The sequence below is a fragment of the Pseudoclavibacter sp. RFBG4 genome (assembly GCF_002931515.1).
Taxonomy (GTDB): domain Bacteria; phylum Actinomycetota; class Actinomycetes; order Actinomycetales; family Microbacteriaceae; genus Pseudoclavibacter.
Map to the genome: position 1 here is coordinate 152,991 of NZ_PSYC01000029.1, position 25,066 is coordinate 178,056.

At 65.2% G+C, this 25,066-nt stretch carries 32 protein-coding genes and 1 pseudogene; all 33 read right to left on the bottom strand.

Translation table 11 applies throughout. The features are described 5' to 3' along the window. Window positions 1-114 precede the first annotated feature (114 nt). The 33 genes and pseudogenes from map to C5E10_RS12220 all read right to left on the bottom strand — a co-directional run bounded on the left by map (window position 115) and on the right by C5E10_RS12220 (window position 25,055). Window positions 115-954 carry a type I methionyl aminopeptidase gene (map, locus tag C5E10_RS12060; RefSeq protein ID WP_104331839.1) on the bottom strand — a complete coding sequence of 280 codons (840 nt, stop codon included), beginning with the start codon at window positions 952-954 and terminating at the stop codon, window positions 115-117. A 42-nt stretch (window positions 955-996) separates the two neighbouring features. Further along, window positions 997-1,953, bottom strand: a complete 957-nt coding sequence (locus C5E10_RS18890; protein WP_146080257.1) for a hypothetical protein — start codon at window positions 1,951-1,953, stop codon at window positions 997-999. Further along, entirely contained in the window at window positions 1,931-2,935 is a 1,005-nt protein-coding gene (locus C5E10_RS12070) for a hypothetical protein (protein ID WP_146080258.1), read from the bottom strand. The genes C5E10_RS18890 and C5E10_RS12070 overlap by 23 nt, the downstream gene beginning before the upstream one ends. Before the next feature lie 158 nt (window positions 2,936-3,093). Next, complete coding sequence (locus C5E10_RS12075; RefSeq protein ID WP_181062751.1) at window positions 3,094-4,245, bottom strand: CaiB/BaiF CoA-transferase family protein; 1,152 nt, start codon at window positions 4,243-4,245, stop codon at window positions 3,094-3,096. Between the two features lie 9 nt (window positions 4,246-4,254). Then, window positions 4,255-5,427 (bottom strand): acyl-CoA dehydrogenase family protein, encoded by a 1,173-nt coding sequence (locus C5E10_RS12080; protein WP_104331842.1) that lies wholly within the window; start codon window positions 5,425-5,427, stop codon window positions 4,255-4,257. 209 nt (window positions 5,428-5,636) lie between these two features. Further along, entirely contained in the window at window positions 5,637-6,260 is a 624-nt protein-coding gene (locus C5E10_RS12085; RefSeq protein ID WP_104331843.1) for an adenylate kinase, read from the bottom strand. Beyond that, on the bottom strand, window positions 6,257-7,615 hold the full coding sequence (gene secY / locus C5E10_RS12090; protein WP_104242659.1) for a preprotein translocase subunit SecY: 1,359 nt from the start codon (window positions 7,613-7,615) through the stop codon (window positions 6,257-6,259). Before secY ends, C5E10_RS12085 begins: the two co-directional genes overlap by 4 nt. Before the next feature lie 72 nt (window positions 7,616-7,687). Beyond that, window positions 7,688-8,161 carry a 50S ribosomal protein L15 gene (gene rplO, locus C5E10_RS12095; RefSeq protein ID WP_104242661.1) on the bottom strand — a complete coding sequence of 158 codons (474 nt, stop codon included), beginning with the start codon at window positions 8,159-8,161 and terminating at the stop codon, window positions 7,688-7,690. After that, window positions 8,158-8,346, bottom strand: a complete 189-nt coding sequence (gene rpmD / locus C5E10_RS12100; RefSeq protein ID WP_104242663.1) for a 50S ribosomal protein L30 — start codon at window positions 8,344-8,346, stop codon at window positions 8,158-8,160. Before rpmD ends, rplO begins: the two co-directional genes overlap by 4 nt. Beyond that, entirely contained in the window at window positions 8,346-9,023 is a 678-nt protein-coding gene (gene rpsE / locus C5E10_RS12105) for a 30S ribosomal protein S5 (RefSeq protein ID WP_104331901.1), read from the bottom strand. Before rpsE ends, rpmD begins: the two co-directional genes overlap by 1 nt. 32 nt (window positions 9,024-9,055) lie before the next feature. Then, window positions 9,056-9,427 (bottom strand): 50S ribosomal protein L18, encoded by a 372-nt coding sequence (gene rplR / locus C5E10_RS12110; RefSeq protein ID WP_104242664.1) that lies wholly within the window; start codon window positions 9,425-9,427, stop codon window positions 9,056-9,058. 2 nt (window positions 9,428-9,429) lie between these two features. Continuing rightward, on the bottom strand, window positions 9,430-9,966 hold the full coding sequence (gene rplF, locus C5E10_RS12115; protein ID WP_104242666.1) for a 50S ribosomal protein L6: 537 nt from the start codon (window positions 9,964-9,966) through the stop codon (window positions 9,430-9,432). A gap of 6 nt (window positions 9,967-9,972) precedes the next feature. Next, window positions 9,973-10,371: a 30S ribosomal protein S8 gene (gene rpsH / locus C5E10_RS12120; protein WP_068479267.1), complete on the bottom strand. Its 399-nt coding sequence runs from the start codon at window positions 10,369-10,371 to the stop codon at window positions 9,973-9,975. A 125-nt stretch (window positions 10,372-10,496) separates the two neighbouring features. Further along, the gene (gene rplE, locus C5E10_RS12125) at window positions 10,497-11,084 is read right to left on the bottom strand and encodes a 50S ribosomal protein L5 (RefSeq protein WP_104242668.1); all 588 of its coding nucleotides are present in this window, start codon (window positions 11,082-11,084) and stop codon (window positions 10,497-10,499) included. A gap of 125 nt (window positions 11,085-11,209) precedes the next feature. After that, window positions 11,210-11,554, bottom strand: a pseudogene (rplX, locus tag C5E10_RS12130) (50S ribosomal protein L24); the annotation flags it as partial. A 3-nt stretch (window positions 11,555-11,557) separates the two neighbouring features. Next, entirely contained in the window at window positions 11,558-11,926 is a 369-nt protein-coding gene (gene rplN, locus C5E10_RS12135; RefSeq protein ID WP_068479273.1) for a 50S ribosomal protein L14, read from the bottom strand. A gap of 40 nt (window positions 11,927-11,966) precedes the next feature. Continuing rightward, window positions 11,967-12,263 carry a 30S ribosomal protein S17 gene (gene rpsQ, locus C5E10_RS12140; protein ID WP_104242672.1) on the bottom strand — a complete coding sequence of 99 codons (297 nt, stop codon included), beginning with the start codon at window positions 12,261-12,263 and terminating at the stop codon, window positions 11,967-11,969. Further along, on the bottom strand, window positions 12,263-12,592 hold the full coding sequence (rpmC, locus tag C5E10_RS12145; protein WP_104299433.1) for a 50S ribosomal protein L29: 330 nt from the start codon (window positions 12,590-12,592) through the stop codon (window positions 12,263-12,265). Before rpmC ends, rpsQ begins: the two co-directional genes overlap by 1 nt. A 2-nt stretch (window positions 12,593-12,594) precedes the next feature. Continuing rightward, on the bottom strand, window positions 12,595-13,011 hold the full coding sequence (gene rplP, locus C5E10_RS12150; RefSeq protein ID WP_068479279.1) for a 50S ribosomal protein L16: 417 nt from the start codon (window positions 13,009-13,011) through the stop codon (window positions 12,595-12,597). 2 nt (window positions 13,012-13,013) lie between these two features. After that, entirely contained in the window at window positions 13,014-13,772 is a 759-nt protein-coding gene (gene rpsC, locus C5E10_RS12155) for a 30S ribosomal protein S3 (protein ID WP_104242676.1), read from the bottom strand. Next, window positions 13,772-14,155, bottom strand: a complete 384-nt coding sequence (gene rplV / locus C5E10_RS12160; RefSeq protein ID WP_104242678.1) for a 50S ribosomal protein L22 — start codon at window positions 14,153-14,155, stop codon at window positions 13,772-13,774. The genes rpsC and rplV overlap by 1 nt, the downstream gene beginning before the upstream one ends. Before the next feature lie 24 nt (window positions 14,156-14,179). After that, window positions 14,180-14,461, bottom strand: coding sequence for a 30S ribosomal protein S19 (rpsS, locus tag C5E10_RS12165; protein ID WP_068479286.1), 282 nt, complete (start codon window positions 14,459-14,461; stop codon window positions 14,180-14,182). A gap of 11 nt (window positions 14,462-14,472) precedes the next feature. Beyond that, the gene (rplB, locus tag C5E10_RS12170) at window positions 14,473-15,312 is read right to left on the bottom strand and encodes a 50S ribosomal protein L2 (RefSeq protein ID WP_068479288.1); all 840 of its coding nucleotides are present in this window, start codon (window positions 15,310-15,312) and stop codon (window positions 14,473-14,475) included. 25 nt (window positions 15,313-15,337) lie between these two features. Continuing rightward, window positions 15,338-15,637 carry a 50S ribosomal protein L23 gene (gene rplW, locus C5E10_RS12175; protein WP_068479290.1) on the bottom strand — a complete coding sequence of 100 codons (300 nt, stop codon included), beginning with the start codon at window positions 15,635-15,637 and terminating at the stop codon, window positions 15,338-15,340. After that, the gene (rplD, locus tag C5E10_RS12180; protein ID WP_104299435.1) at window positions 15,634-16,281 is read right to left on the bottom strand and encodes a 50S ribosomal protein L4; all 648 of its coding nucleotides are present in this window, start codon (window positions 16,279-16,281) and stop codon (window positions 15,634-15,636) included. The genes rplW and rplD overlap by 4 nt, the downstream gene beginning before the upstream one ends. A 6-nt stretch (window positions 16,282-16,287) precedes the next feature. After that, entirely contained in the window at window positions 16,288-16,941 is a 654-nt protein-coding gene (gene rplC, locus C5E10_RS12185) for a 50S ribosomal protein L3 (protein WP_104242682.1), read from the bottom strand. 8 nt (window positions 16,942-16,949) lie between these two features. Beyond that, window positions 16,950-17,258 carry a 30S ribosomal protein S10 gene (gene rpsJ / locus C5E10_RS12190; protein WP_068479296.1) on the bottom strand — a complete coding sequence of 103 codons (309 nt, stop codon included), beginning with the start codon at window positions 17,256-17,258 and terminating at the stop codon, window positions 16,950-16,952. 375 nt (window positions 17,259-17,633) lie between these two features. Then, entirely contained in the window at window positions 17,634-19,739 is a 2,106-nt protein-coding gene (locus tag C5E10_RS12195; protein ID WP_104331844.1) for an acyltransferase family protein, read from the bottom strand. A 207-nt stretch (window positions 19,740-19,946) separates the two neighbouring features. After that, window positions 19,947-21,140 (bottom strand): elongation factor Tu, encoded by a 1,194-nt coding sequence (gene tuf / locus C5E10_RS12200; protein ID WP_104242686.1) that lies wholly within the window; start codon window positions 21,138-21,140, stop codon window positions 19,947-19,949. 121 nt (window positions 21,141-21,261) lie between these two features. After that, entirely contained in the window at window positions 21,262-23,376 is a 2,115-nt protein-coding gene (gene fusA / locus C5E10_RS12205; protein WP_104331845.1) for an elongation factor G, read from the bottom strand. Window positions 23,377-23,430: 54 nt separating this feature from the next. Continuing rightward, a complete protein-coding gene (gene rpsG, locus C5E10_RS12210; protein ID WP_068479304.1) occupies window positions 23,431-23,901 on the bottom strand; it encodes a 30S ribosomal protein S7 in 471 nt (156 codons plus the stop codon). After that, the gene (gene rpsL, locus C5E10_RS12215) at window positions 23,901-24,275 is read right to left on the bottom strand and encodes a 30S ribosomal protein S12 (RefSeq protein ID WP_068479306.1); all 375 of its coding nucleotides are present in this window, start codon (window positions 24,273-24,275) and stop codon (window positions 23,901-23,903) included. Before rpsL ends, rpsG begins: the two co-directional genes overlap by 1 nt. Before the next feature lie 261 nt (window positions 24,276-24,536). Continuing rightward, complete coding sequence (locus C5E10_RS12220; protein WP_104331846.1) at window positions 24,537-25,055, bottom strand: hypothetical protein; 519 nt, start codon at window positions 25,053-25,055, stop codon at window positions 24,537-24,539. Window positions 25,056-25,066: the final 11 nt, after the last annotated feature.

Here is a 25,066-nt window from a genome sequence, read left to right on the forward strand (position 1 = left end):
CGTGCGGATGGACGGTGACCACGCGCGCGAAAACGCAACGCAAAAGACACCAAGCGTCAACTCTAGGTGGTCTCCCCGTGGAGTGCAAGTGCGGGACCGCACCGCTGATGGGGGTCAGGCTCTCACGCCGGCTGGAAGAGCAGGGACGACTCCGAACGGCTCGAGCCCTGCCGCTCCCCCGTCATGGGCGGTGGAGACCCAGATGCCGTCGGCGTGCACCAGGATCGTGTGCTCCCAGTGGGCCCCGAGCGAGCCGTCCGCCGAGCGAACGGTCCAGTCGTCGTCATCGATGACGACGTCAGGGCCCCCGAGCGTGATCATGGGCTCGATGCAGATGGCCAGGCCAGGCTTGACCACCGGCCCGCGCCCGAAGACGCGGATGTTGTGCACGGTCGGTTCCTCGTGCATGCTGCGGCCGATGCCGTGCCCCGCGAAGTCCTCGAGGATGCCATAGTCACCGAACTGTTCGATGGACTCCTCGACGGCGGCTCCGACCTCAGCGAGGTGCCGAGCGGTCGCCAGCTTCGCGATGCCCGCCCAGAGCGAGCGCTCGCAGGCCTCGCTGAGGCGCGACCCGTCAGCCACCGTGTTCGTGTCCGCTGCTTCGCCAGGGACGACGAACGTCCGGGCCGAGTCGCCGTTCCAGCCCTCGAACATGGCCCCGGCGTCGATGGAGACGAGCTGGCCTGCCTCGAGCGGCTTGTCGTTCGGGATGCCGTGGACCACTGCATCGTCGACGGAGGCGCAGATCGTGTGCCGGTACCCCGGAACCAACGCGAAGTTCGGCACTGCGCCCCCCTCCCGGACGACACGCTCGGCGATGGCGTCGAGCTCCAGCGTCGTCACCCCCGGTCGGACCGCCTCGGCGACGGCATCGAGGGCGAGGGCCGTGATCCGGCCAGCTGGCACCATCGCCACGAGCTCGGCGGGTGTCTTGTAGATGCTCTTGCGCATCAGGAGAGTCTACGCGCCGGCCGCCTCGCTCCTCCGGCCGACTCAGGGGATATCACCGCATCGTCCGGTGATGAAGAGGTGGAAGGTCCCGTCCGTGTCATAGCTCAGGGAGGCGTTTTCGATCGTGTCGCTCCGCAGGCCGTCGCCCGAGATGGAGCTCGGTGTGGTGCCGATGTTCAATCCCTTCTCCGTCCAGAGCGCCTCTATCTGCTCCAGTTCGGCAGCGCCCGCGTCCGTGCGGAAACTGTGCCCGACGAAGTAGTGGTCACCTGATCGCGAGTATCCACCGCAGACCTGCCGCGAGATCTCCATGCCCGGCGCTCCGACGTAGTCGATCTCCTCGAGGTCACCGGGGAAATGCTGCAGGGTCAGCTCCGCGAGGTCTCGAACTGCTGCCTCCCGCTCGGCTGTCGTCGCTGAGGCTGAGAAGATCGGCCCGTTGTCACCCACCGGCGGCGGCACGGGTGCGTCGGTAGGCTGCGGGGGCGGGCCGCCGACCACCTCCTCGGACGGTGCGGGCTCGACCACTGCCGATTCCGCTGCCGCGCCCTCCCAGAGCACTGAAGCTGCGGCACCCGAGAGGAACAGGGCGGCCAGCACGAACGTAGCGATACCGGAGAGGCGCGCGATGATTCGCGCGGTGATCAGGGCACCCGCCTGCAGGTCCGCGCCCAGAGCGCGGAGCCGTGTCGAGACCTGCCGTGCAATCCCGGAGAGCAGCAGGGCGGTGAGCGCGCAGAGGCACAGCACCGCGACGGAGGCCATCATCCGCAGGTACGACCGGGGCTCGAGGGGAACCACCCAGGCGGGCAGGTGCGGGCTGCCGAAGAGATTCGGCGTCGGGACGGCGCTGGCCGCGCCGGTCAGCAGCCACCAGACTGCCGCGATGGGAAACGCAGCCGTCAGTATGCACAGCGCGACGAGCGCCGAGGAGCTCCCGGTCTCCACCTCGGCCGGTCGTCTCTCGCCCCCCGGCTCAGCGGTCAGGTCGATCGGCATGGGTCTCAGCACCTTCGTCGGGAGCGCAGTGGCTCGTGATCGTGATATTCAGCCAGCCCTGGGCGTCACCGCGCATCCGCACCTGATCGATCGCCTGGGAGACCGGCCCTCCCGCATAGTTGGTGCCCATGGCTCGGTCGTACCTCAGACCCCGCTCCTGCCAGAGCTCCATGATGTTCTGCTCGTCGGTGATCGTGTCGGGGCCGGAGAGGCTGAGCGTGAGGACGTACGCGATCCCCGAGGCGGAATGTTCGTCCGGAACATCCCCCGTCTCGCCGCCCGGCACGCAGGCGACCTCCTCTGGCGGTGCGTCGAGCGTCCCCACCAAGAGGTTCGGGATCGGGGCCACCATCGCTCCGAGCGTCGCGACCCGCAGCGAGTCGACTCCGGCAGCGCGCTCCTCCTTCGAGAGAGCGGTCACCGATCCCGCTGGGTCCAGGGGCTGCTCGTCCACCCAGCCCACCGCATCAGGCGTCTCCTCCGGGCCGAGCAGTGGGTCCGGAGGCGCGGGCGCGCCAGACACCTGCGCTGCCTGGCCCGCGAACTCGGTCACCATGCGTTCGGCCTCGAGCGTCCAATGCACGGTGAAGCCCAGGTGGGTGGCCGCGATGACGGCCGCGGCGCAGGAGAGCCGCGCTGCCGAGGATCGCGTGCTCCGCAGCGCGAGGACGAGCATCAGGGCGGCAGCGATGACCAGCAGCGGCCAGACGGCAAGCGAGAGGCCAGGTCCGAGGTAGCTCCCGATGAGTTCCCGGAATGAGCTCTCGCTGTGGTCACTCGGCTCCCACCAGATCGTCATCGCGAATGCCCGCCATGCCGTCATGCCGACGAGCAACGAGGCGAGGAAGACTGCCAGGGCGAGGTTGCGCTGCCAGACGGCGGGAGTGGCAGCCGGGGCAAGGTGTCCGTCAGCTTCGGGCTGCGCTGACGGCGCCGCCCCGGGAGTCGTGTCGTTCGCCACAGCGTTCGCGGTCCAAGTCAAGAGGTCCTCCGTGCACGGCCCATCACCGACTCGATGGGGTCCTGCGAAGCTAGCCTCCCACCGCGCGGATTTCGGCCAGGAGACGACAACGCTTCGGCAACACCGGCGAGATGCAGGTCACGGTTCAGTAACCGGTCAGGCTCGTGCCAGGTCTCGGCCTACCTCCAGGCGACGGCGGCGCCCGCCGAGCCGAGTTCCGGCGACGGTCCGCCGGGACGCGCGGGCGTCGCGGAAAGGTGGATCGGGTTGGCGGTCGATCTGACCGGGGCGCCTCCAGCCGCCAGGAGTTCCACGACCGGCTCGAGCCCGAGCCGCTCGGCGAACGCAAACGCCTCGGCGACGTCGTTCACGAGGCCAGCCGGCACGCGTGCGCTCGTCAGGAGCTCGACCCACTCGCCGGCCACGCGCTCGCCCAGCCTCGCCGAGAGGAGCGCACGGAGGGCGTCGCGGTTGTGCACGCGGAGCTGGTTGGTGGCGAAGCGCGGGTCTCCAGCGAGGTCAGGTGCGCCGAGGACCCCGACAAGCGCTGCGAACTGCCGATCGTTGCCGACGGCGATCACGAGCGGACGGTCGCTCGCGTCGAACAGCTCGTACGGCGCGATGCTCGGATGAGCGTTGCCGAGTCGTGTGGGAGCACGGCCCGTCGCCAGCGTGCTAGACGCCTGATTGGCGAGTGCCGACAGCAGGCTCGTCATCAGGTCCACCTCCACGCGCTGGCCCGCCCCAGCCCGTTCGCGTTCGCGCAGGGCGAGCAGAATGCCCGTGACCGCGTTCAGCCCTGTCAGCACGTCGACGAGCGCAACGCCGACCTTGCTCGGCTCACCGTCCGCCGGGCCCGTGATGCTCATGAGTCCGCCGACAGCCTGCACGAGGAGGTCGTAGCCCGGCAGCGTCGCTCCCCCGCCTCCGCCGAAACCGGTGATCGAGCAGAAGATCGCCATCGGGTTCTCGGCCCGCACCGAGTCGAAGTCGAGCCCGAAGCGCGCCATGACCCCAGGCCGGAAGTTCTCGACGACGATGTCCGCCTCCCGTGCGAGTCTGCGCGCCGCGGCAACGTCCTCGGCGCGGTTGAGGTCGAGCACAAGAGACCGCTTGCCGCGATTCACGCCGGAGAAGTACGTCGACTGACCGCGCGCATCCACCGGTGGAGTCCAGGCCCTCGTCTCGTCGCCGCCCGGGGGCTCCACCTTGATGACGTCGGCGCCGAAGTCGGCGAGCATCATCGTCGCGTACGGTCCGGCGAGCACCCGGGAGAAGTCCGCGACGCGCACGCCGCTCAGCACGCCGTCGTGTTCACCATCCGAAAGCACTTGGAATCCCTACCGGAACGCCGGGATGCCGGTGAGCTTGTTGCCCAGCACGAGCGTGTGGATCTCATCGGTCCCCTCATAGGTGCGCACCGACTCCAGGTTGTTGGCGTGGCGAAGCGGCGAGTGGTCGAGGGTGATGCCGTTGCCGCCGAGGATCGTCCTCGCCTCGCGAGCGATCACGATCGCCTCGCGGGTGTTGTTGAGCTTGCCAGCGGAGATGTGGTGCGGCTGGATGCGGCCCGCGTCCTTCAGCCGCCCGAGCTGAAGAGCCAACAGGAAGCCCTTGTTGATCTCGAGCGCCATGTCCACGAGCTTCTGCTGCGTGAGCTGGAAGCCTGCAAGCGGACGGTTGAACGGCAGCCGCTCTCCCGCGTACGCGAGCGCGGCCTCGAAGCTGTCCCTCGCGGCGCCCATGACACCCCAGGCGATACCGTAGCGAGCCTCGTTGAGGCACTCGAACGGCCCACGCAGCCCGCGCGCACCGGGGAGCATCGCAGCGGCTGGAACCCTGACCTCATCGAGGACGACGTCGCACTGGACGGACGCGCGCATCGAGAGCTTCGGAGCGATGGGGGTCGCCGAGAAGCCAGCGGAAGCCGTCGGCACGATGAACCCCCTGATGCCCTCGTCCGTCTGTGCCCAGATGATCGCGATGTGGGCAAGGGACGCCAGGCCGATCCAGCGCTTGGTGCCGCTGAGCACCCAATCCGAGCCCTCTCGACGCGCGAAGGTGCCCATCGTTCCCGGATCGGATCCGGCACCGGGCTCGGTCAGCCCGAAGCAGCCGATGACCTCGCCAGCCGCCATGCGCGGCAGCCATTCGCCCTTCTGCTCCTCGCTGCCGTGCTTCCAGATGGCGCTCATGGCCAGAGAGCCCTGCACGGAGACGAAGGTGCGAATACCGGAGTCGCCCGCCTCGAGCTCCGCCGCGGCGATGCCGTACTCGACGGCGCTGCGACCAGCGCACCCGTAGCCGGTCAGGTGCATGCCGAGCAGCCCTTCGCTCGCGAGCATCGGCACGAGGTCGATCGGGAAGACGGCGTCCTCGTACCAGGACGCGATGTGCGGCCGGACGTGCTCGTCGACGAGGAGTCGGACACGGCTGCGCAGCGCCAGCTCCTTCTCGCTCAAGAGCACGTCGAAGTCGATGAGGTCGTGGGGCTCAGCTGAGGGTGAGGACATCTGTGTCTCCGTTCCTGGACAACTGCGTCAACAGGTTCTCCGGCGCTCCGAGCTGGAGCCGCCGACAGGCCAACGCTAGCCGACGATGACAGCGCTCGACCAGGTGCGAACGGCACCGCGGTGGCTTCTTGGCGGGCATTCCGACAAACGCAAGAGGACCCGAGCGGGAGAAATCCGCTCGGGTCCTTGCTTGTCGTGCCGGTTGAGTCCTACTTGCCGCTCAGACGGTGCAGCGGGTGACGCAGTCCCCGCTGCTCCAGAGCAGCGAAGATGCGGTTCCGGACTTCCTCGACGGTGCCGAAGCCGTTGACGCTCACGAGCGTCCCGCGAGCGGAGTAAGTCTCGAGAAGCGGCGCGGTCTCCTGCAGGTACACGTTCTGACGGTGCCTGATTGCCTCTTCCGTGTCGTCTGCGCGGCCCTGCTCGAGCGCGCGGCGGCGCAGGCGCTCCACGACGCTGTCGACCTCGACCTTGAGCTCGATGACCGCGTCGATCGCAGTGCCCTGATCAGCGAGGAGCTGAGTGAGGAACGCGACCTGCTCGAGTGTGCGCGGGTAGCCGTCGAGGAGGAAGCCGCCAGCTGCGTCTGCCTCCGTGAGGCGGTCGCGGACGAGCTCGTTCGTCAGCGAGTCGGGAACGAGGTTGCCGCTCTCGATGATCTCGCGGACCTGGATGCCGAGGTTCGTGCCGTTCTTGATGTTGGCACGGAAGATGTCACCGGTCGAGATGGCGGGGATACCGAAGGCCTCGGCGATGCCGACGGCCTGCGTTCCCTTGCCGGCCCCGGGGGGACCAACGATGAGCAGGCGGAAGGTCTGGTCGTGATGTGTCATCGGAGAAGCCCCTCGTAGTTGCGTTGTTGGAGTTGAGCGTCGATCTGCTTCACCGTCTCGAGTCCGACACCCACGACGATGAGGATCGATGCGCCGCCGAACGGGAAGTTGGCATTCGCATTGACCGTGGACAACGCGATGAGCGGGATGAGCGCGAGCACGCCGAGGTAGAGCGAACCGGGGAAGGTGATTCGCGTGAGCACGAAGTTCAGGTACTCGGCGGTGGGGCGTCCGGCACGGATGCCGGGAACGAAGCCACCGTGCTTTCGCATGTTCTCGGCAACCTCCTCAGGGTTGAAGGCGATCGCGACGTAGAAGTACGTGAAGCCGATGATGAGGAGGAAGTAGACCGCCATGTAGAGCGGGTGGTCGCCCGTCGTGAAGTTGTTCATGACCCAGGTGACCCACTCTGGCGGGGTCTCCCCCGCGGCAGGCTGGTTGAACTGGGCGACGAGCGCCGGCAGGTACAGCAGCGACGAGGCGAAGATGACAGGGATAACGCCCGCCTGGTTCACCTTGATCGGGATGTACGTGCTGTTGCCGCCATAGGTGCGGCGTCCGACCATGCGCTTCGCGTACTGGACGGGGATGCGGCGCTGCGACTGCTCGACGAACACGACGGCCATCATGATGAGCAGCCCGATCGCGATGACGATGACCAGCGTGGTCATTCCACCGGTACCGGCGGCGATGGCGCCGAAGGCGGACGGGAACGAGGCTGCGATCGACGTGAAGATCAGGAGCGACATGCCGTTGCCGACGCCGCGCTCGGTGATGAGCTCTGCCATCCACATGATGACCGCGGTGCCAGCTGTCATGGCTGCGACCATGAGCACGACGCGCACCATGTTGATGACGGCGTTCTCCGGGGTCGCGGCGGACTCGTTGAGCATGTCGAGGACGTTCTCGCAGGCAGGGTTGCCCGTACCGAAGAGCGTTCCCGACTTCGCCACCGTCACGAGCGTCGTCGCCTGGAGGATCGCGAGGGCGATGGTCAGGTAGCGCGTGTACTGCGTGAGCTTCGACTGACCGGCCTGACCCTCCTTGTGGAGCGCCTCGAAGTGCGGGATGACCACACGCAGCAGCTGCGTGATGATCGAGGCCGTGATGTACGGCATGATGCCCAGCGCGAAGATCGACAACTGCAGCAGAGCGCCACCGGAGAACAGGTTGACCATGTCGTAGAGACCGGCCATCTGCGTTCCAGTGTCGAGACACTGCTGCACGTTGACGTAGTTCACAAATGGGCCAGGAACCGTGGTGCCGATCCGGTAGATGGCGACCATAGCGAGCGTGAAGAGGATCTTGCGACGAAGATCCGGTGTCTTGAACACTCGTGCGACGGCACTGAACACTACGTTCCTGCTTTCATTTCTCGTGAAAGAGACAAACGGGGGTCGGCAACCGCCGACCCCCGCTTGGAGTTGCTACTTGACGGAACCGCCGGCGGCAACGATCTTCTGCTCTGCTGAGCTGGAGACCTTGTCGACCGCGACGTTCAGCTTAACCGCAATCTCACCATTGCCGAGCACCTTGACGGGCTCGTTCTTGCGAACCGCACCCTTTGCCACGAGGTTCGCGATGGTGACATCGCCGCCCTCGGGGAAGAGCTCGGCCAGCTTGGAGAGGTTGACGACCTGGTACTCGACGCGGAACGGGTTCTTGAACCCGCGCAGCTTCGGCGTACGCATGTGCAGCGGCATCTGGCCACCCTCGAAGCCGATACGCACTGTCGTGCGCGCCTTCGAGCCCTTGGTGCCGCGACCGGCGGTCTTGCCCTTGGAGCCCTCACCGCGACCGACGCGCGTCTTGGACTTCTTGGCACCGGGAGCGGGGCGGAGGTGGTGGACCTTGAGCTGAGGCTCGGAGGTCACATCCTTCTCGTTCTCGTTCTTGGTCATTCGGAGATCTCCTCAACTGAAACCAGGTGAGCGACTGTCTTGACGTAGCCGCGGTTCACCGAGTTGTCCGGCTTGACGACGGTGTGGCCAATGCGCTTGAGGCCGAGCGAGCGCAGTGTGTCGCGCTGGTTCTGCTTCTCGCTGATCTTGGACTTGATCTGGGTCACCTTGAGACTCTTGGCCATCAGGCACCGACCTTCTGTGCTTCGGCTGCGGCCTTGGCCGCGTTGGCCTCGGCACGCAGAATGCGCTGCGGAACGACCTGGTCGACGGGCAGGCCACGACGAGCTGCGACTGCGCGCGGCTCCTCGAGCTGCTTCAGCGCCGCGACGGTTGCGTGCACGATGTTGATCGTGTTCGACGAACCGAGCGACTTCGACAGGACGTCGTGGATGCCCGCGCACTCAAGCACGGCGCGAACGGGGCCACCGGCGATAACACCGGTACCTGCAGCGGCGGGACGGAGCAGGACGACGCCTGCTGCTGCCTCGCCCTGCACGGGGTGCGGGATCGTCTTCAGGACGCGAGGAACGCGGAAGAAGTTCTTCTTCGCCTCTTCGACGCCCTTGGAGATGGCCAGCGGGACCTCACGGGCCTTGCCGTAGCCGACGCCCACGAGTCCGTTGCCGTCGCCGACGACGACGAGCGCCGTGAACGCGAAGCGACGACCGCCCTTGACGACCTTCGAGACGCGGTTGATGGTGACGACGCGCTCCAGGAACTGGCTCTTGTCATCGCGGGAGTTGCGGTCGCGGCCGCCCTGGCCACGCTCGCCACGGCCACCGCGACGGTTGTTGTCACGGCCACCCTCGCGCTGTGCCGACTCACTCGACGCGGCCGTCTCAACGGGCGTGTCGGTCATGTTGTCGGGCGTGTTGGTGTCGATTTTCTCGGTCACAGGTTCAGCCCTGCCTCTCGTGCTCCATCAGCGATGGCCGCGACGCGACCGGCGTACTTGTTGCCGCCGCGGTCGAAGACCACGCTTTCGATGCCGGCGTCCTTGGCGCGTGCGCCGACGAGCTCGCCGACGCGCTTTGCCTTGGCCGACTTATCACCGTCGAACTCACGCAGCTCGGCTTCCATGGTGGATGCCGATGCGAGCGTGATGCCCTTGGTGTCGTCGACAACCTGGACGAAGACGTGACGCGCCGAGCGCGTGACGACGAGACGGGGACGCTGTGCGTCGCCCGAGACCTTCTTGCGAAGGCGGACGTGGCGGCGACGGGTCGCTGCCTGCTTGCTCTTTCCTCGAGTTCCGAGTCCCATGGTTACTTACCTGACTTTCCGGCCTTGCGGCGGATCTGCTCGCCCTCGTAACGCACGCCCTTGCCCTTGTAGGGCTCGGGGAGGCGGAGCTTGCGGATGTTCGCTGCGACCTCGCCGACAGCCTGCTTGTCGATTCCGACGACCGTGAGCTTGTTGTTGCCCTCGACCTGGAACGTGATGCCCTGCGGGGGCTCGACGTTGATCGGGTGCGAGTAGCCGAGTGCGAACTCGACGCCCGTGCCCTTGGAAACGATGCGGTAACCGGTTCCAACGACCTCGAGCTTCTTCGTGTAGCCCTCGGTGACGCCGATGATGTTGTTGTTGATGAGCGTGCGGGTCAGGCCGTGCAGTGCACGGGACTCACGCTCGTCGTTCGGACGCGTGACGAGAAGCTGACCGTCTTCGAGCTTGACCTCGATGGGGTTCGCGACGACGAGCGCGAGCTCGCCCTTCGGTCCCTTGACGGTGACGTTCTGCGCGTCGATCTTGATGTCAACGCCAGCTGGGACGCTGATCGGGAGACGACCAATTCGTGACATGACGGATTACCACACGTAGGCGAGGACTTCTCCGCCTACGCCCTTCTGCTCGGCCTGACGGTCCGTGAGGAGACCGGAGGAGGTGGACAGGATGGCAATGCCGAGGCCGCCGAGGACGCTTGGCAGCTCGGTCGAGCGCGCGTACACGCGGAGACCTGGCTTGGAGACGCGCTTGATGCCGACGATCGACCTCTCGCGGTTCGGACCGAACTTCAGCGAGAGAGTGAGGGTCTGGCCCACTCGTGCATCTTCGACTGTCCAGTCGGTGATGTAGCCCTCGCGCTTGAGGATGTCGGCAATGTGGGACTTGAGCTTCGAGCTCGGCATCGACACGGAGTCGTGGTGCGCCGAGTTCGCGTTGCGCAGTCGCGTCAGCATATCTGCGACGGGATCTGTCATCGTCATGATGAGTGCCTTTCGCCTGGTTTCGCGGGGCCGTACACGGCCCCGCGACCTGTGGTGGACGGGCCGCTGCGGTTGCAACAGCCCGATGGGGTCACGGCATACGCCGTGACCCTCGGGTGTTCAGACTAGTTCTGCTGGAGACCGGCCTGGAACGGGAAGCCGAGCTTGCCCAGGAGGGCGCGCCCATCTTCGTCGTTCTTCGCCGTCGTGACGACGGTGATGTCCATACCGCGTGTGCGGTCGATCTTGTCTGGATCGATCTCATGGAACATTACCTGCTCCGTGAGGCCGAAGGTGTAGTTTCCGTTTCCGTCGAACTGGCGGTCGTTGAGACCACGGAAGTCGCGGATACGGGGAAGAGCGAGCGAGAGCAGGCGGTCGAGGAACTCCCACATGCGGTCGCCGCGCAGTGTGACGTGCGCGCCGATCGGCTGTCCTTCGCGCAGCTTGAACTGTGCGATCGACTTCGTGGCCTTCGTGACCTTCGGCTTCTGACCGGTGATCGCCGTGAGGTCCGTGATGGCACCTTCGATGATCTTTCCGTCGCGAGCTGCTTCGCCAACACCCATGTTCACGACGATCTTCACGAGACCGGGAACCTGGTGGACGTTGCTCACGCCGAGGTCTGCCTGCAGCTGAGCCTTGAGCTCGTCGCGGTACTTCAGCTTGAGACGGGGCTGGATTTTGCCAGCCTCCGTGGCGATGTCAGTCATATCTACTCGTCGTCCTTCTTCTTCGGTGCGGCGGCCTTGGCCTTCGTCGCGGGCTTCTTCTCAGCCTTCTCGGCCTTGTCGGCCTTGGCGGCCTTCTCGACCTTGGCCGGCTTCGCAGCGCGGCGGGATGGCTTGAAGACGCGCGTGCGCACCGTCTTGGTCACGCCGTCCTTCGTGACCTCTTCGACCTGCACACCGGTACGAGCCGGCTGCTTGGTCTCGGGGTCGACGAGTGCGACGTTGGAGATGTGGATGGGGGCCTCGACGGTCTCGATGCCACCCGTCTTCGTGCCACGCTGCGTCTGTCCGACGCGAACGTGCTTGGTCACGAAGTTGATTCCCTGAACGAGAATGCGGTTCTCTTCGCGGAGCACCTCGAGCACTTCGCCCTGCTTGCCGCGGTCTCCACCACGAGCCTGGCTCGGGCCCGAGATGACCTGGACCAGGTCGCCCTTGCGGATCGTTGCCATGGGTTAAATCACCTCCGGCGCGAGCGACACGATCTTCATGAACTTCTTGTCGCGGAGTTCGCGACCGACCGGTCCGAAGATTCGAGTGCCACGCGGCTCGTTGTCACCCTTGAGGATGACGGCTGCGTTCTCGTCGAACTTGATGTACGAACCGTCGGGACGACGGGTCGACTTGACTGTGCGAACGATGACGGCCTTGACGACCTCACCCTTCTTGAGGTTTCCGCCAGGGATCGCGTCCTTGACGGTCGCGACGATGACGTCACCGATCCCCGCGTAGCGGCGGCCGGAGCCACCGAGTACGCGGATCGTGAGGAGTTCCTTGGCGCCGGTGTTGTCGGCGACACGGACTCGTGATTCTTGCTGAAGCATCTGTCAAATTCCTTCGCTGAGTGGTCGAAGAAGGCGAGGCCTACTTCGCCTTCTCCAGGATCTCGACCAGGCGCCAGCGCTTGGTAGCGCTGAGGGGACGGGTCTCTGCAATCAGGACGAGGTCGCCGATGCCGGCCTGGTTGTCGGCGTCGTGCGCCTTGACCTTGCTCGAGCGGCGGAGCACCTTGCCGTAGAGGGGGTGCTTGACGCGCTCTTCGACCGAGACGGTGATGGTCTTTTCCATCTTGTCGCTCGTGACGTAGCCGCGCCGGGTCTTGCGGTAGTTGCGCTCGTGCGCCTCTTCCGTTGCCTCGGGCTGTGTCGTGCTTTCAGCCATTACTTGGTCTCCTCGTTCTCAGCCTCGGGCGCAGCCTCGGAGGCTTCGGCCTTCTTCGAAGCCTTGGTGGCCTTCGACTTCTTGGCCGGCTTCTCGACCGGGGCCGGGGTTGCGCGGATCCCGAGCTCACGCTCGCGGATCACCGTGTAGATGCGCGCGATGTCGCGCTTGACCTGACGGATGCGTCCGCGCTCTTCGACCTGGTTGGTCACGGCCTGGAAGCGCAGGTTGAACAGCTCTTCCTTGGCCTTCTTGAGCTCCTCGACGAGACGTCCGTCTTCGAAGTTGTCGAGCTCGGTGGTGGCGAGCTCCTTGGTACCAATCGCCATGATTACTCGCCTTCCTCGCGCGAAATGATGCGTGCCTTGAGCGGCAGCTTGTGGATGGCGCGCGTGAGGGCCTCGCGAGCGAGCTCCTCGCTGACGCCGGCGACCTCGAAGAGGACGCGGCCGGGCTTGACGTTCGCAACCCAGGAGTCGACTGCACCCTTACCGGAACCCATGCGGGTCTCGGCGGGGCGAGCGGTCATCGGGCGGTCCGGGTAGATGTTGATCCAGACCTTGCCGCCACGCTTGATGTGACGCGTCATGGCGATACGAGCTGCCTCGATCTGACGGTTGGTCACGTAGGACGGGGTGAGCGCCTGGATGCCGAACTCGCCGAACGATACGGTGTTGCCACCCTTCGACATGCCGCTACGGTCCGGGCGGTGCTGCTTACGGTGCTTGACTCGACGTGGAATCAACATGGTTACGCCTCAACTCCTGCGGCGACCTGCTTCTCGTTGTCGCGGCGCGGGCCACGGCGTGAGCGGTCGTTACGGTCCCCACGGGACGACTTCTGGTTGGCCTGTTCGCGGGCGAGTTCCTTGTTGGTCATGTCGCCCTTGTAGATCCACACCTTGACACCGATGCGACCGTAGGTGGTCTTGGCCTCGTAGAAGCCGTAGTCGATGTTGGCGCGGAGCGTGTGCAGCGGAACGCGTCCCTCGCGGTAGAACTCCGAGCGGCTCATCTCAGCACCGCCGAGGCGGCCGGAGACCTGGATGCGGATGCCCTTGGCACCTGCACGCTGAGCGCCCTGGAGGCCCTTGCGCATCGCACGGCGGAAGGCGACACGAGCAGAGAGCTGCTCGGCGATACCCTGCGCGACCAGCTGAGCGTCAGCCTCGGGGTTCTTGACCTCGAGGATGTTCAGCTGGATCTGCTTGCCCGTGAGCTTCTCGAGGTCGGCGCGGATGCGCTCGGCCTCTGCTCCGCGTCGTCCGATGACGATGCCGGGGCGTGCCGTGTAGATGTCGACGCGAACGCGGTCACGCGTGCGCTCGATCTCGATGCGGGAGACGCCTGCACGGTCGAGTGTCTTCTGGAGATACTCGCGAATGCGGATGTCTTCCTTGACGTAGTCGCTGTAGCGCTGACCCGGCTTGGTCGAGTCTGCGTACCAGCGGGAGACGTGGTCGGTCGTGATTCCGAGACGGAAGCCGTACGGATTGATCTTCTGGCCCATTACTTGCTGCTCCCCTTCTCGGCCTCGGCGAGCTCCGGCGTCGCCAGCACAACCGTGATGTGGCTTGTGCGCTTGTTGATGCGGAATGCTCGTCCCTGTGCACGCGGACGGAAGCGCTTGAGGGTTGCACCCTCGTCTACGAACGCCTTGGCGATGTAGAGGTCGCGCTCGTCAAGGAACTGGCTTTCCTTGTCTGCCTTGACGCGTGCGTTGGCGATTGCGGATGCAACGACCTTGTAGACCGGCTCAGAGGCACCCTGAGGTGCGAACTTCAGAATGGCGAGCGCTTCGAGCGCCTGCTTGCCGCGGATCAAGTTGACGACGCGACGAGCCTTCTGAGGGGTGACGCGGATGTGCCGCACGCGTGCGGTTGACTCCACCATATTTTCCTCCTTCACGTCGCCGCGTTAGCGGCGACGACCCTTCTTGTCGTCCTTCTCGTGTCCACGGAAGGTGCGGGTCGGTGCAAACTCGCCGAGCTTGTGGCCGACCATGGTTTCGGTGACAAACACGGGGATGTGCTTGCGACCGTCGTGCACGGCGATGGTGTGGCCGAGCATGTCCGGCACGATCATCGATCGGCGCGACCAGGTCTTGATGACGTTCTTCGAGCCAGCTTCGTTCTGCTTGACCACCTTCTGGAAGAGGTGTTCGTCGACGAAGGGGCCCTTCTTGAGACTGCGAGGCATCTTCTGATCTCCTACTTACGCTTCTTGCCGGCAGGGCGACGGCGGACGATGAGCTTGTCGCTCTCCTTGTTGGGGCGACGGGTGCGGCCTTCTGGCTTACCCCAGGGGCTCACCGGGTGACGTCCACCGGATGTGCGGCCCTCACCACCACCGTGCGGGTGGTCGACCGGGTTCATGACGACACCACGGACCGTCGGGCGAACGCCGAGCCAGCGCTTGCGGCCGGCCTTGCCCAGGTTGATGTTCGACTGCTCGGCGTTGCCGACCTCGCCGATCGTCGCGCGGCAGCGCACGTCGACGTTGCGGACTTCGCCGCTCGGCAGACGCAGCTGGGCGTAGGGGCCGTCCTTCGCAACGAGGCGAACGGAAGCTCCGGCCGAGCGTGCCATCTTCGCGCCGCCGCCTGGGCGGAGCTCGATGGCGTGAATGACCGTACCGGTCGGGATGTTGCGGAGCGGGAGGTTGTTGCCCGGCTTGATGTCGGCGCCAGCGCCCGACTCGATGATGTCGCCCTGCTTGAGCTTGTTGGGAGCCAGGATGTAGCGCTTGGATCCGTCGAAGAAGTGCAGCAGCGCGATACGAGCGGTGCGGTTGGGGTCGTACTCGATGTGAGCGACCTTGGCGTTCACGCCGTCCTTGTCGTTACGACGGAAGTCGATGACGCGGTACTGGCGCTTGTGGCCACCACCGATGTGACGGGTCGTGATGCGTCCCTGGTTGTTGCGTCCACCCGACTTGGTGAGGGGGCGGAGCAGCGACTTTTCGGGAGTCGAGCGCGTGATCTCGGTGAACTCGGACACCGAGGCTCCACGACGACCTGGCGTCGTGGGCTTGTAATTGCGAATAGCCATGTGAATTCGTCCTCTGTGCTCTCGATTAACCGGCGTTCGAGAAGATGTCGATGGTGCCGGACTTGAGCGAGACGATGGCGCGCTTGGTGTCCTTGCGCTTGCCGAGCCCGAAGCGGGTGCGGCGCGTCTTGCCCGTGCGGTTCAAGGTGTTGACCTTGTCGACCTTGACGTCGAAGATCTGCTCGATAGCGAGCTTGATCTCGGTCTTGTTCGAACGGGGGTCGACCTCGAAGGTGTACTTGCCCTGGTCGATCAGGCTGTAGCTCTTCTCGGAGATCACCGGCGCGAAGATGATGTCGCGCGGGTCCTTGTTGTTTGCGCTCATGCGCCCTGCTCCTTGCTGGTCTTGCTCTCGACGAACGCGTCGTAAGCAGCCTTCGTGAAGAGGATGTCGTCCGAGACGAGGACGTCGTAGGCGTTGAGCTGGTCCACGAAGAGCACGTGAAGTGCCTTCAGGTTGCGGACGCTCAGGAGGCTGAGCTCATCGCTGCGGTCGAGGACGACGAGGATGTTGCGTCCCGCCGCGACCTTCGCGATTGCTGCGGCTGCGACCTTGGTCGAGGCCTTCTCACCCGTGACGAGGGAGTCGACGATGTGCAGGTGGCCACCGCGTGCGCGGTCGCTCAGTGCGCCGATGAGGGCGGCTGCGATCATCTTCTTGGGGGTGCGCTGCGAGTAGTCACGCGGCGTCGGTCCGTGGACGATGCCACCACCCTTGTGCTGCGGCATGCGGACCGAACCCTGACGGGCGCGGCCGGTGCCCTTCTGCTTGAACGGCTTGCGACCGGAGCCGGAAACCTCTCCACGGTTCTTCGTCTTGTGCGTGCCCTGACGAGCAGCCGCACGCTGTGCGACGACGACCTGGTGGATCAGCGGGACATTGGTCTGCGCGTCGAAGATGGCGGCAGGCAGTTCGACCGAGCCGGACTTCTTGCCGGCTGCGTCGGTGACGTCAATCTTGGTTGCCATAGGAAACTAGGCCCCCTTCACTGCGTTGCGAACGAAAACGAGACGACCCTTGGGGCCGGGGACAGCACCCTTGACGAGGAGGATGCCCTTCTCGGCGTCGGCTGCGTGAACCGTGAGGTTCTGGACGGTGACGCGGTCGCCACCCATCCGGCCAGCCATGCGCGTGCCCTTGAAGACACGGCTGGGGGTTGCGGAGGCACCGATGGAGCCGGGGCGACGGTGGTTCTTGTGCGCACCGTGCGATGCGCCGACACCGGAGAAGTTGTGACGCTTCATGACACCGGCGAAGCCCTTGCCCTTGCTGGTGCCGACGACGTCGATCTTGGTGCCGGGCTCGAACGTGTCTGCGCCGAGCTCCTGACCGATCGTGTACGAGGCTGCATCAGCGGTGCGGAGCTCGGTGATGTGACGGCGAGGCGTGACGCCCGCCGCTGCGAACTTGCCGGCTGCCGGCTTGTTCACCTTGCGCGGGTCGATCGCGCCTGCGGCGATCTGAACGGCTTCGTAGCCGTTCTTTTCGACGGTCATGATCTCGGTGACGACGTTGGTGCTCACCTGGATGACCGTGACGGGGACGAGACGGTTTTCAGCGTCCCAGACCTGGGTCATGCCGAGCTTCGTGCCCAGCAGACCCTTGAACGTCTTGGTAGCGGTAGACATGTGTTTCCCTAGAGCTTGATCTCGATGTTGACATCGGCCGGAAGGTCGAGGCGCATGAGCGAGTCGACGGCCTTCGGCGTCGGGTCGACAATGTCGATCAGACGCTTGTGGGTGCGCATCTCGAAGTGCTCGCGGCTGTCCTTGTACTTGTGAGGGCTACGGATCACAGCGATCACGTTCTTCTCGGTAGGCAGGGGCACCGGACCGATGACGGAGGCGCCAGCACGGGTTACGGTGTCGACGATCTTGCGCGCCGAGCTGTCGATGACCTCGTGGTCATACGACTTCAGTCGAATGCGGATCTTCTGTCCCGCCATGGTTGACTCTCTCTCTCAATGACGTGCCGCCATTGCGGCTTCGCATGCAACCCCGTGGCGTCTTCACGCCGGGATTCGCACCACTGTTTTTCTGTCAAGTTCACCTGCTCGGAGCACAGGAGTGTACTCAAGCTGATGGACGGCCTTCCGGATTCGACCTCGGTGAGGTGTCTTCCTTTGGCCGGAGCTTTGCTCTGCTGCCGGCGGCCTAAGCTGCACACCAGGCGTCTTGCGACGCGGGGCGCTTATGCACACTCCGGGCAGTGATTCGAACACACGACTAGCGCCGTGCCCCGAAATACTGAACTCACCGAGTTTAGACCGGACAGGCCTGTTCTTGCAACCCGGGCGTGTCGCGGATTTCGAATCCGCGAGTCAGAACCCCTTCGGCGCGAGAACGCGGTCGCCGATGACCTTCGAGAGGTAGAGCGAGTACTGCCGCCCGATGTGGGTCGGGTCGCTGTGCACCGGCATCCCGGCGACGACGCTCGGGCAGACGCCGAGCACTCCGTCGCAGAACCAGGAGGCCGTGGGGACGACCGTTGCGCCCGACTCCCCCATGATCTCTGCGAGCTGGTCGGCGCGCAGCTGACGCTCAGCTCCGAACGGCGTCTCGCAGGAGTCGGCAGCCTCCGCTGGCGTAGACGCCTCCATGCACTCGTCCAGGTCCTGCGTGGGAGGGACCGAGTCGAGCCAGACGACATCGACGCCGAGCTCGGTCAGTTCGCGGACGTACTCGCTCGAGCCCCGCCCGAGGTCCGCGCCGATGTCATCGCTGAGGTGCTCGTATCCCTCGCCCACCCACCACGCACCATAGGAGATCACCACGAGGTCGGGAAGGCGCTCGGCTGCGAGGTCGACGACCCACTGGTTGTGCCCCTCGCAGGTCTCGCGGTAGTGGTCGATGCTGTCGAGCGCGGCACCGGAGGTGAACGGGCACATCGAGAGTCCCATGAGCTGCAGCCGGGTGTCCTCCCCGAGCGCCTCTCGGAAGCCAGGAGCCCAGGTCACGGCCTGCGAATCTCCCACGAGCCACACCTCGCGGTCGGCGTCGGAGCTTCCGTAGGCGCAACGATCCAGGGCGTCCTCCGAAGCAACCGAGACGCAGTCGTCGAGCTCCCACTCCTCACTGCGTGCCTCTGCACCCGTGATGAGGGTTCCATCCGGCACGGTCGGCTGAGCTGTCGCCTCCGCGATCACTGCGGAGAGCTCGTCGAGGTTGTCCACTGCCGGTGCGAGCTCGATGGCCTCGATGGCGTCCTCGTGGACCTGTGGCGCCACCTGCACTCCGGCGAAGGCGATCAGGGCGACGAGCGGCACGGTCACCGAGGTGATGAGCCTCGGGTTCGGCTTCCACCTCGGGGCGGAGGCGTCGACCTGCGCGAGCGGGTTCCGCACCCGTCCGACCATCTTGAGCAGGCGGGACGTCGCCCAGGCGACCGCTATGGAGACTGCGAGCAGGATCACGCCATCGAAGAAGGAGACGGGCTCCGCACGCTCCGGGAAGAGGTCCACGAAGAGCTTGAGGATCGGCCAGCTCCACAGGTAGAGGCCATAGGAGAACCCACCGAGCCAGACGAGTGGCTTCCAGGTGAGCAGCCGGTTGCCCCCGGTCGGGGCGCCCGAGGCACCCGCGATGAGCACGAGCAGGGCGCCGCCGACCGGGTAGAGGGCGATGAGTCCCGGATACGGCCAGGCACTCGGCAGCAGCCCGGCGGTGAGGACCAGGAGGAGCCCGACGGTGCCGATCACAGCCCGCACGGTCCTGGCGAGATGGATGCGCGTGATGACGAGCGCCGCGATGGCGCCGATGCCGAACTCCCAGAGCCGTGCCCACGTGCTGTAGTACGTGGGAACGGGGTCGACGGCGACGCCGTTCAGCGCGTAGGCGAACGAGGCTGCGGTGAGGAGGACGAAGCCCACGATGGCGACGCGCCGGACGGGCCAGCGCCCCACCTTCGCGATGAGCCCGAGCAGGAGGACGAATCCGAGGAGCAGGAGCGTCGACTGCCCTTGGACGGACATCGCCCAGAAGTGCTGGACGGCCGACTTGTCGTGTCCCGCCGCGATGTAGTCGGTCGCGTCCCCCGCCAGGCGCCAGTTCTCCCAGTAGGTGGCGGCCGCGAAGACGTCGGTGACGTTCCGCTGGAACGACAGCGCCGGCGCAGTGAGCAGCAGCACGACCGAGACGACGAGCAGTACGAGTCCGGCCATCGGGAAGAGCCGAGTGGCCGTGCGCCTGACGTACTGCCAGGCGCGAATGCTCCCCCGTCGCTCGAGCTCGCCGACCAGCGTCGTCGCAAGCAGGAAGCCGCCGAGGACGAAGAACAGGTCGACACCGCCAGAGACCGTGCCGAACCACATGTGGAACGACGCGACGAGCAGCGAGGCGATCGCCCGAAGACCCTGGATGTCCGAGCGGTAGCGATTCGGCTCCGGTCGAGCTGACACGCTCGTCGGGCGTTCTGCGCGTACGGACATACGTCGTGCTCCCTGACTGCACTGAGGCAATGGATGGCCCTCGGCTGGGGATGCGGAGGTGACCGATCAGCGCCAGGGAAGGGGCAGGCTTCGACCCGGCACACGAGAGACGAGTGTAGCTCGCATCTCGACTCCGTGAAAACGGATGAAAACACGAAATGGGGCCGGACCCGAAGGTCCGACCCCACTGCGAAGTGAGCTGGAAGCTTACTTGTTGATCTTCGTCACCGTGCCGGCGCCGACCGTGCGGCCACCCTCACGGATTGCGAAGCCGAGGCCCTCTTCCATGGCGATCGGCTGGATGAGCTCGACCGTCATGTCCGTGGTGTCACCGGGCATGATCATTTCCTTGCCCTCGGGCAGGGTGATGACGCCGGTCACGTCCGTGGTGCGGAAGTAGAACTGCGGGCGGTAGTTCGTGAAGAACGGGTTGTGACGGCCACCCTCGTCCTTCGAGAGGATGTATGCAGTTCCCTCGAAGTTCGTGTGCGGCGTGACGGAACCGGGAGCGACGATGACCTGACCGCGCTCGACGTCTTCACGCTTGGTGCCACGAAGGAGCAGACCACAGTTCTCACCGGCCCACGCCTCGTCGAGCTGCTTGTGGAACATCTCGATACCCGTGACGGTCGTCTTGACGGTCGGACGGAGTCCGACGATCTCGACGTCCGAGTTGATGGCGAGCGTGCCACGCTCGGCGCGACCCGTGACGACGGTTCCACGACCGGTGATCGTGAAGACGTCCTCGACGGGCATGAGGAACGGCTTGTCCTTGTCGCGGACGGGCTCCGGCACGTTGTCGTCGACAGCCTGCATGAGCTCGACGATCTTCTCGGCCCAAGCCTCGTCGCCCTCAAGCGCCTTGAGGCCGGAGACCTGGACGACAGGAGCGTCGTCGCCGGGGTAGTCCTGGCTCGAGAGGAGCTCGCGAACCTCGAGCTCGACGAGCTCCAGGATCTCCTCGTCGTCAACCATGTCTGCCTTGTTCAGCGCGACGACCAGGTACGGCACGCCGACCTGCTTCGCGAGCAGCACGTGCTCACGCGTCTGAGCCATGGGGCCGTCGGTTGCGGCGACCACGAGGATTGCGCCATCCATCTGCGCAGCGCCCGTGATCATGTTCTTGATGTAGTCGGCGTGACCCGGAGCATCGACGTGAGCGTAGTGACGCTTGGGCGTCTCGTACTCGACGTGGGAGATGTTGATCGTGATACCGCGCTGACGCTCTTCCGGAGCGGAGTCGATCGACGCGAAGTCACGCTGCACGTTGGTCGCCGAAGGGTACTTGTCAGCAAGCACCTTCGAGATCGCTGCGGTGAGCGTGGTCTTGCCGTGGTCGACGTGACCGATCGTTCCGATGTTTACGTGCGGCTTGGTCCGCTCGAACTTGGCCTTGGCCACTGTGGTCCTCCTAGGACGTCGTTGGTGTCCATCCGCCAATGATGCAGAAGGACTTCCGGGTTTTCAGTGATGAATGTTACCCGCTCGGGCGACGCGCTGCGTCACCCGAGCCGGTAGAGGCTTATTCGCCCCGGTTCTTCTGGATGATCTCCTCGGCAACGGCCTTGGGGACCTCGGAGTAGGTTTCGAACGTCATCGAGTACACAGCGCGACCAGAGGTCTTGCTGCGCAGGTCACCGATGTATCCGAACATCTCCGACAGCGGTACGAGTGCACGCACTACCTTCACGCCACTGGCATCTTCCATCGACTGGATCTGGCCGCGGCGGGAGTTCAGGTCGCCGATCACGTCGCCCATGTACTCCTCAGGAGTACGGACCTCGACCGACATGAGCGGCTCGAGGATGACAGGACCGGCCTTGGGGGCTGCTTCCTTGAACGCGATCGAGCCCGCGATCTTGAACGCCATCTCCGAGGAGTCGACGTCGTGAGCAGCGCCATCGAGGAGCGACGCCTTGACGCCGACCATCGGGTAGCCGGCGAGGACGCCGACCTGCATGGCGTCCTGGATGCCAGCATCCACGGATGGGATGTACTCACGAGGCACGCGACCACCGGTGACGGCGTTCACGAACTCGTAGGTCTTCTCCGCATCCATCTCAAGCGGCTCGAGCTTGATCTGGATCTTGGCGAACTGGCCGGAGCCACCCGTCTGCTTCTTGTGGGTGTAGTCGAACTTCTCGACGACCTTCGTGAGCGTCTCGCGGTAGGCGACCTGGGGCTTGCCCACGTTCGCCTCGACCTTGAACTCGCGCTTCATGCGGTCGACGAGGATGTCGAGGTGCAGCTCGCCCATGCCCTTGATGACCGTCTGACCGGTCTCCTGGTCGAGCATGACGCGGAACGTCGGGTCTTCCTCGGCCAGCTTCTGGATAGCCGTTCCGAGCTTCTCCTGGTCGGCCTTGGTCTTCGGCTCGATCGCGACCTCGATGACGGGGTCCGGGAAGGTCATCGACTCGAGGACGATCTGCTTGTCAGGGTCGCTCAGGGTGTCACCGGTCATGGTGTCCTTGAGGCCGATGACGGCGTAGATGTGTCCAGCGGTCATCGACTCGACCGGGTTCTCCTTGTTGGCGTGCATCTGGAAGATCTTCCCGATGCGCTCCTTCTTGCCCTTCGAGGAGTTCACGACCTGCGCGCCGGACGGGACGTGTCCCGAGTAGACGCGCGTGTAGATGAGGCGACCGAAGAACGGGTGCACGGCGATCTTGAACGCGAGAGCCGCGAACGGCTCGTCGGCGCTCGGACGACGCGTGAGCTCCTCCGACTCGTCGCGCGGGTTCATGCCGACAACGGCAGGAACGTCGAGCGGCGACGGGAGGTAGTCGACGACCGCATCGAGCATCGGCTGGACGCCGCGGTTCTTGAACGCGGAGCCGCAGAGCACCGGGTACATCTCGCTCGTGACGGTGAGCTTGCGGATGGCTGCCTTGATCTCAGGAATCGAGATCTCCTCGCCGGCGAAGAAGCGCTCCATGAGCGCGTCGTCGGTCTCGGCGACGGCCTCGAGCAGCTTCGTGCGGTACTCCTCAGCGCGCTCCTTGAGGTCTTCCGGGATCTCCTGGGTCTCGTACGCAGCACCAAGGGTGGTGTCACCCTTGGAGTCGCTCGGCCAGACCTTGGCGTTCATCTCGACCAGGTCCACGACGCCGATGAAGTCGTTCTCAGCGCCGATGGGGAGCTGGATGACGAGCGGCTTCGCGCCGAGGCGGTTGACGATGGTGTCGACGGTGAAGTAGAAGTCAGCGCCGAGCTTGTCCATCTTGTTGACGAAGCAGATGCGCGGAACGTCGTACTTGTCGGCCTGACGCCAGACGGTCTCCGACTGGGGCTCGACGCCCTCCTTGCCATCGAACACGGCGACGGCACCGTCGAGGACGCGGAGCGAACGCTCCACCTCGACGGTGAAGTCGACGTGACCAGGCGTGTCGATGATGTTGATCTGGTTCTTCTTCCAGAACGACGTCACAGCAGCGGAGGTGATCGTGATGCCACGCTCCTGCTCCTGCTCCATCCAGTCCGTCGTCGAGGCGCCGTCATGCGTCTCGCCGAGCTTGTGGTTGACACCGGTGTAGAACAGGATGCGCTCGGTGGTTGTCGTCTTGCCAGCATCGATGTGCGCCATGATGCCGATGTTGCGGACCTTGTTCAGGTCAGTAAGCACGTCCTGTGCCACGGGTGTCCTCCGAAAGGATTGAAGCGAGAGTGGTGAGGGCTACCAGCTGCTGGATTACCAGCGGTAGTGCGCGAAGGCCTTGTTCGACTCGGCCATCTTGTGCGTGTCTTCACGGCGCTTCACCGCGGCGCCGAGGCCGTTGGATGCGTCGAGGATCTCGTTCGTGAGGCGCTCGGTCATCGACTTCTCGCGACGGTTCTTCGCGTAGCTCGTGAGCCAGCGGAGAGCGAGCGTGTTGGCGCGGTGAGGCTTGACCTCGACCGGGACCTGGTAGGTCGAGCCGCCGACGCGGCGCGAGCGAACCTCGAGCGTGGGGCGCACGTTGTCGAGCGCCTTCTTGAGGGTCGCGACCGCGTCGAGCTCGGACTTGGCAGCGACACCCTCGAGTGCGTCGTAGACGATGCGCTCGGCGAGGCCCTTCTTGCCATCAAGAAGAATCTTGTTGACGAGCTGGCTGACGATGGGGGCGCCGTACACGGGGTCGGCGACCACGGGGCGCTTGGGGGCTGGACCCTTACGTGGCATTACTTCTTCTCCATCTTCGCGCCGTAACGGCTGCGAGCCTGCTTGCGGTTCTTCACTGCCTGGGTGTCAAGTGCACCGCGGACGATCTTGTACCGCACACCCGGGAGGTCCTTCACACGGCCGCCGCGGACGAGCACCATCGAGTGCTCCTGGAGGTTGTGGCCCTCACCTGGGATGTAGGCGGTCACCTCGGTGCCGTTCGACAGCTTGACACGGGCAACCTTGCGGAGCGCCGAGTTCGGCTTCTTAGGCGTCGTCGTGTAGACGCGGGTGCAAACCCCGCGCTGCTGAGGGTTGGCCTTCAGGGCTGGCGTCTTGGACGCCGACGCCTTGGGGCGGCGGCCCTTGCGGACCAACTGCTGAATTGTTGGCACGAATAATCTCCTTGGTTTTGTACTGCGTGATCGTGGTAAGCACGATTCCTGTGCCTACGAGGCACTGTTTGCCTCTTGATAACCGACCGGCGGTACAAAATCTCTGGTATCGCTGGTTGGTGAAGCGGTGGCAGTCGAGGCGACTGGCGTTGCTTACAGTTGCGCGTCGAGCTGCGGTTTTACGCAGTTTCAACGTTCGCACGGTTTTGGGCGCGACAGGGCGCGCGCACCGAAAAATCCTACCCCGTCAGTTTTGCAGGGTCAAGCCACACCCCGATCGCGTCCAGACGGACGTGCCGTCGAGAGGAGGACGGCGACGATCACGATGATCGCGAGCGGCACGATCGCGATCCCGAACGGACTCGTGGAGAGACCCACGGCAACCTGACTCGGAAGTGTGGAGAGCGCATCGGACTCCCCCGGCTCCGGCCGGGAGCTCGATACGGCGATGCCAGCCACGATCGCGAACGCGAGCCAGGCCAGCAGGCCACCAGGAAGCGACACCCACAGCGAGCGTGGCTTGCCGAGGAACCTCCTCCGGAGCGCAACCGCCGCGGAGAGGGCGACCACGCCCGTTGCGGCCGCGACGGCCAAGGGCGCCACGAGGACACCGACGCCTGGCAGCTCGATGACGTCTCGGTCAAGGCCGAGGGAGACGAATCCCCACGTGGCGATGACCAGCGAGGCGAACACGAGGCCGCTGACCGCACCCCACGTCACGGCTCTCCCCCATGAGGAGCCGGGATCTGGCGGCAGCTCGGCGTCGAAGCGTTCGATCATGAGCTCGCAGC

Bases quoted from the DNA above. Each gene is read 5' to 3' on its own strand.
- rplO (WP_104242661.1), bottom strand. From the start codon at position 8,161: ATGACCAAGAACGAGAACGAGAAGGATGTGACCTCCGAGCCTCAGCTC.
- C5E10_RS18890 (WP_146080257.1), bottom strand. From the start codon at position 1,953: ATGCCGATCGACCTGACCGCTGAGCCGGGGGGCGAGAGACGACCGGCC.
- rpsJ (WP_068479296.1), bottom strand. From the start codon at position 17,258: ATGGCGGGACAGAAGATCCGCATTCGACTGAAGTCGTATGACCACGAG.
- rplV (WP_104242678.1), bottom strand. From the start codon at position 14,155: ATGGTGGAGTCAACCGCACGCGTGCGGCACATCCGCGTCACCCCTCAG.
- rplN (WP_068479273.1), bottom strand. From the start codon at position 11,926: ATGCTTCAGCAAGAATCACGAGTCCGTGTCGCCGACAACACCGGCGCC.
- rpmD (WP_104242663.1), bottom strand. From the start codon at position 8,346: ATGGCCAAGAGTCTCAAGGTGACCCAGATCAAGTCCAAGATCAGCGAG.
- rplW (WP_068479290.1), bottom strand. From the start codon at position 15,637: ATGAGCGCAAACAACAAGGACCCGCGCGACATCATCTTCGCGCCGGTG.
- rpsS (WP_068479286.1), bottom strand. From the start codon at position 14,461: ATGCCTCGCAGTCTCAAGAAGGGCCCCTTCGTCGACGAACACCTCTTC.
- C5E10_RS12080 (WP_104331842.1), bottom strand. From the start codon at position 5,427: ATGTCCTCACCCTCAGCTGAGCCCCACGACCTCATCGACTTCGACGTG.
- rpsE (WP_104331901.1), bottom strand. From the start codon at position 9,023: ATGACCGACACGCCCGTTGAGACGGCCGCGTCGAGTGAGTCGGCACAG.
- C5E10_RS12195 (WP_104331844.1), bottom strand. From the start codon at position 19,739: ATGTCCGTACGCGCAGAACGCCCGACGAGCGTGTCAGCTCGACCGGAG.
- rplD (WP_104299435.1), bottom strand. From the start codon at position 16,281: ATGGCAACCAAGATTGACGTCACCGACGCAGCCGGCAAGAAGTCCGGC.
- rplC (WP_104242682.1), bottom strand. From the start codon at position 16,941: ATGTCTACCGCTACCAAGACGTTCAAGGGTCTGCTGGGCACGAAGCTC.
- rplB (WP_068479288.1), bottom strand. From the start codon at position 15,312: ATGGCTATTCGCAATTACAAGCCCACGACGCCAGGTCGTCGTGGAGCC.
- rpsC (WP_104242676.1), bottom strand. From the start codon at position 13,772: ATGGGCCAGAAGATCAATCCGTACGGCTTCCGTCTCGGAATCACGACC.
- rpsQ (WP_104242672.1), bottom strand. From the start codon at position 12,263: ATGGCTGAAAGCACGACACAGCCCGAGGCAACGGAAGAGGCGCACGAG.
- C5E10_RS12085 (WP_104331843.1), bottom strand. From the start codon at position 6,260: ATGACACATCACGACCAGACCTTCCGCCTGCTCATCGTTGGTCCCCCC.
- map (WP_104331839.1), bottom strand. From the start codon at position 954: ATGCGCAAGAGCATCTACAAGACACCCGCCGAGCTCGTGGCGATGGTG.
- rplF (WP_104242666.1), bottom strand. From the start codon at position 9,966: ATGTCACGAATTGGTCGTCTCCCGATCAGCGTCCCAGCTGGCGTTGAC.
- C5E10_RS12220 (WP_104331846.1), bottom strand. From the start codon at position 25,055: ATGATCGAACGCTTCGACGCCGAGCTGCCGCCAGATCCCGGCTCCTCA.
- rplR (WP_104242664.1), bottom strand. From the start codon at position 9,427: ATGGGACTCGGAACTCGAGGAAAGAGCAAGCAGGCAGCGACCCGTCGC.
- rplP (WP_068479279.1), bottom strand. From the start codon at position 13,011: ATGTTGATTCCACGTCGAGTCAAGCACCGTAAGCAGCACCGCCCGGAC.
- rpmC (WP_104299433.1), bottom strand. From the start codon at position 12,592: ATGGCGATTGGTACCAAGGAGCTCGCCACCACCGAGCTCGACAACTTC.
- rpsG (WP_068479304.1), bottom strand. From the start codon at position 23,901: ATGCCACGTAAGGGTCCAGCCCCCAAGCGCCCCGTGGTCGCCGACCCC.
- rplE (WP_104242668.1), bottom strand. From the start codon at position 11,084: ATGACTGACATCGCCACGGAGGCTGGCAAAATCCAGCCCCGTCTCAAG.
- rpsH (WP_068479267.1), bottom strand. From the start codon at position 10,371: ATGACGATGACAGATCCCGTCGCAGATATGCTGACGCGACTGCGCAAC.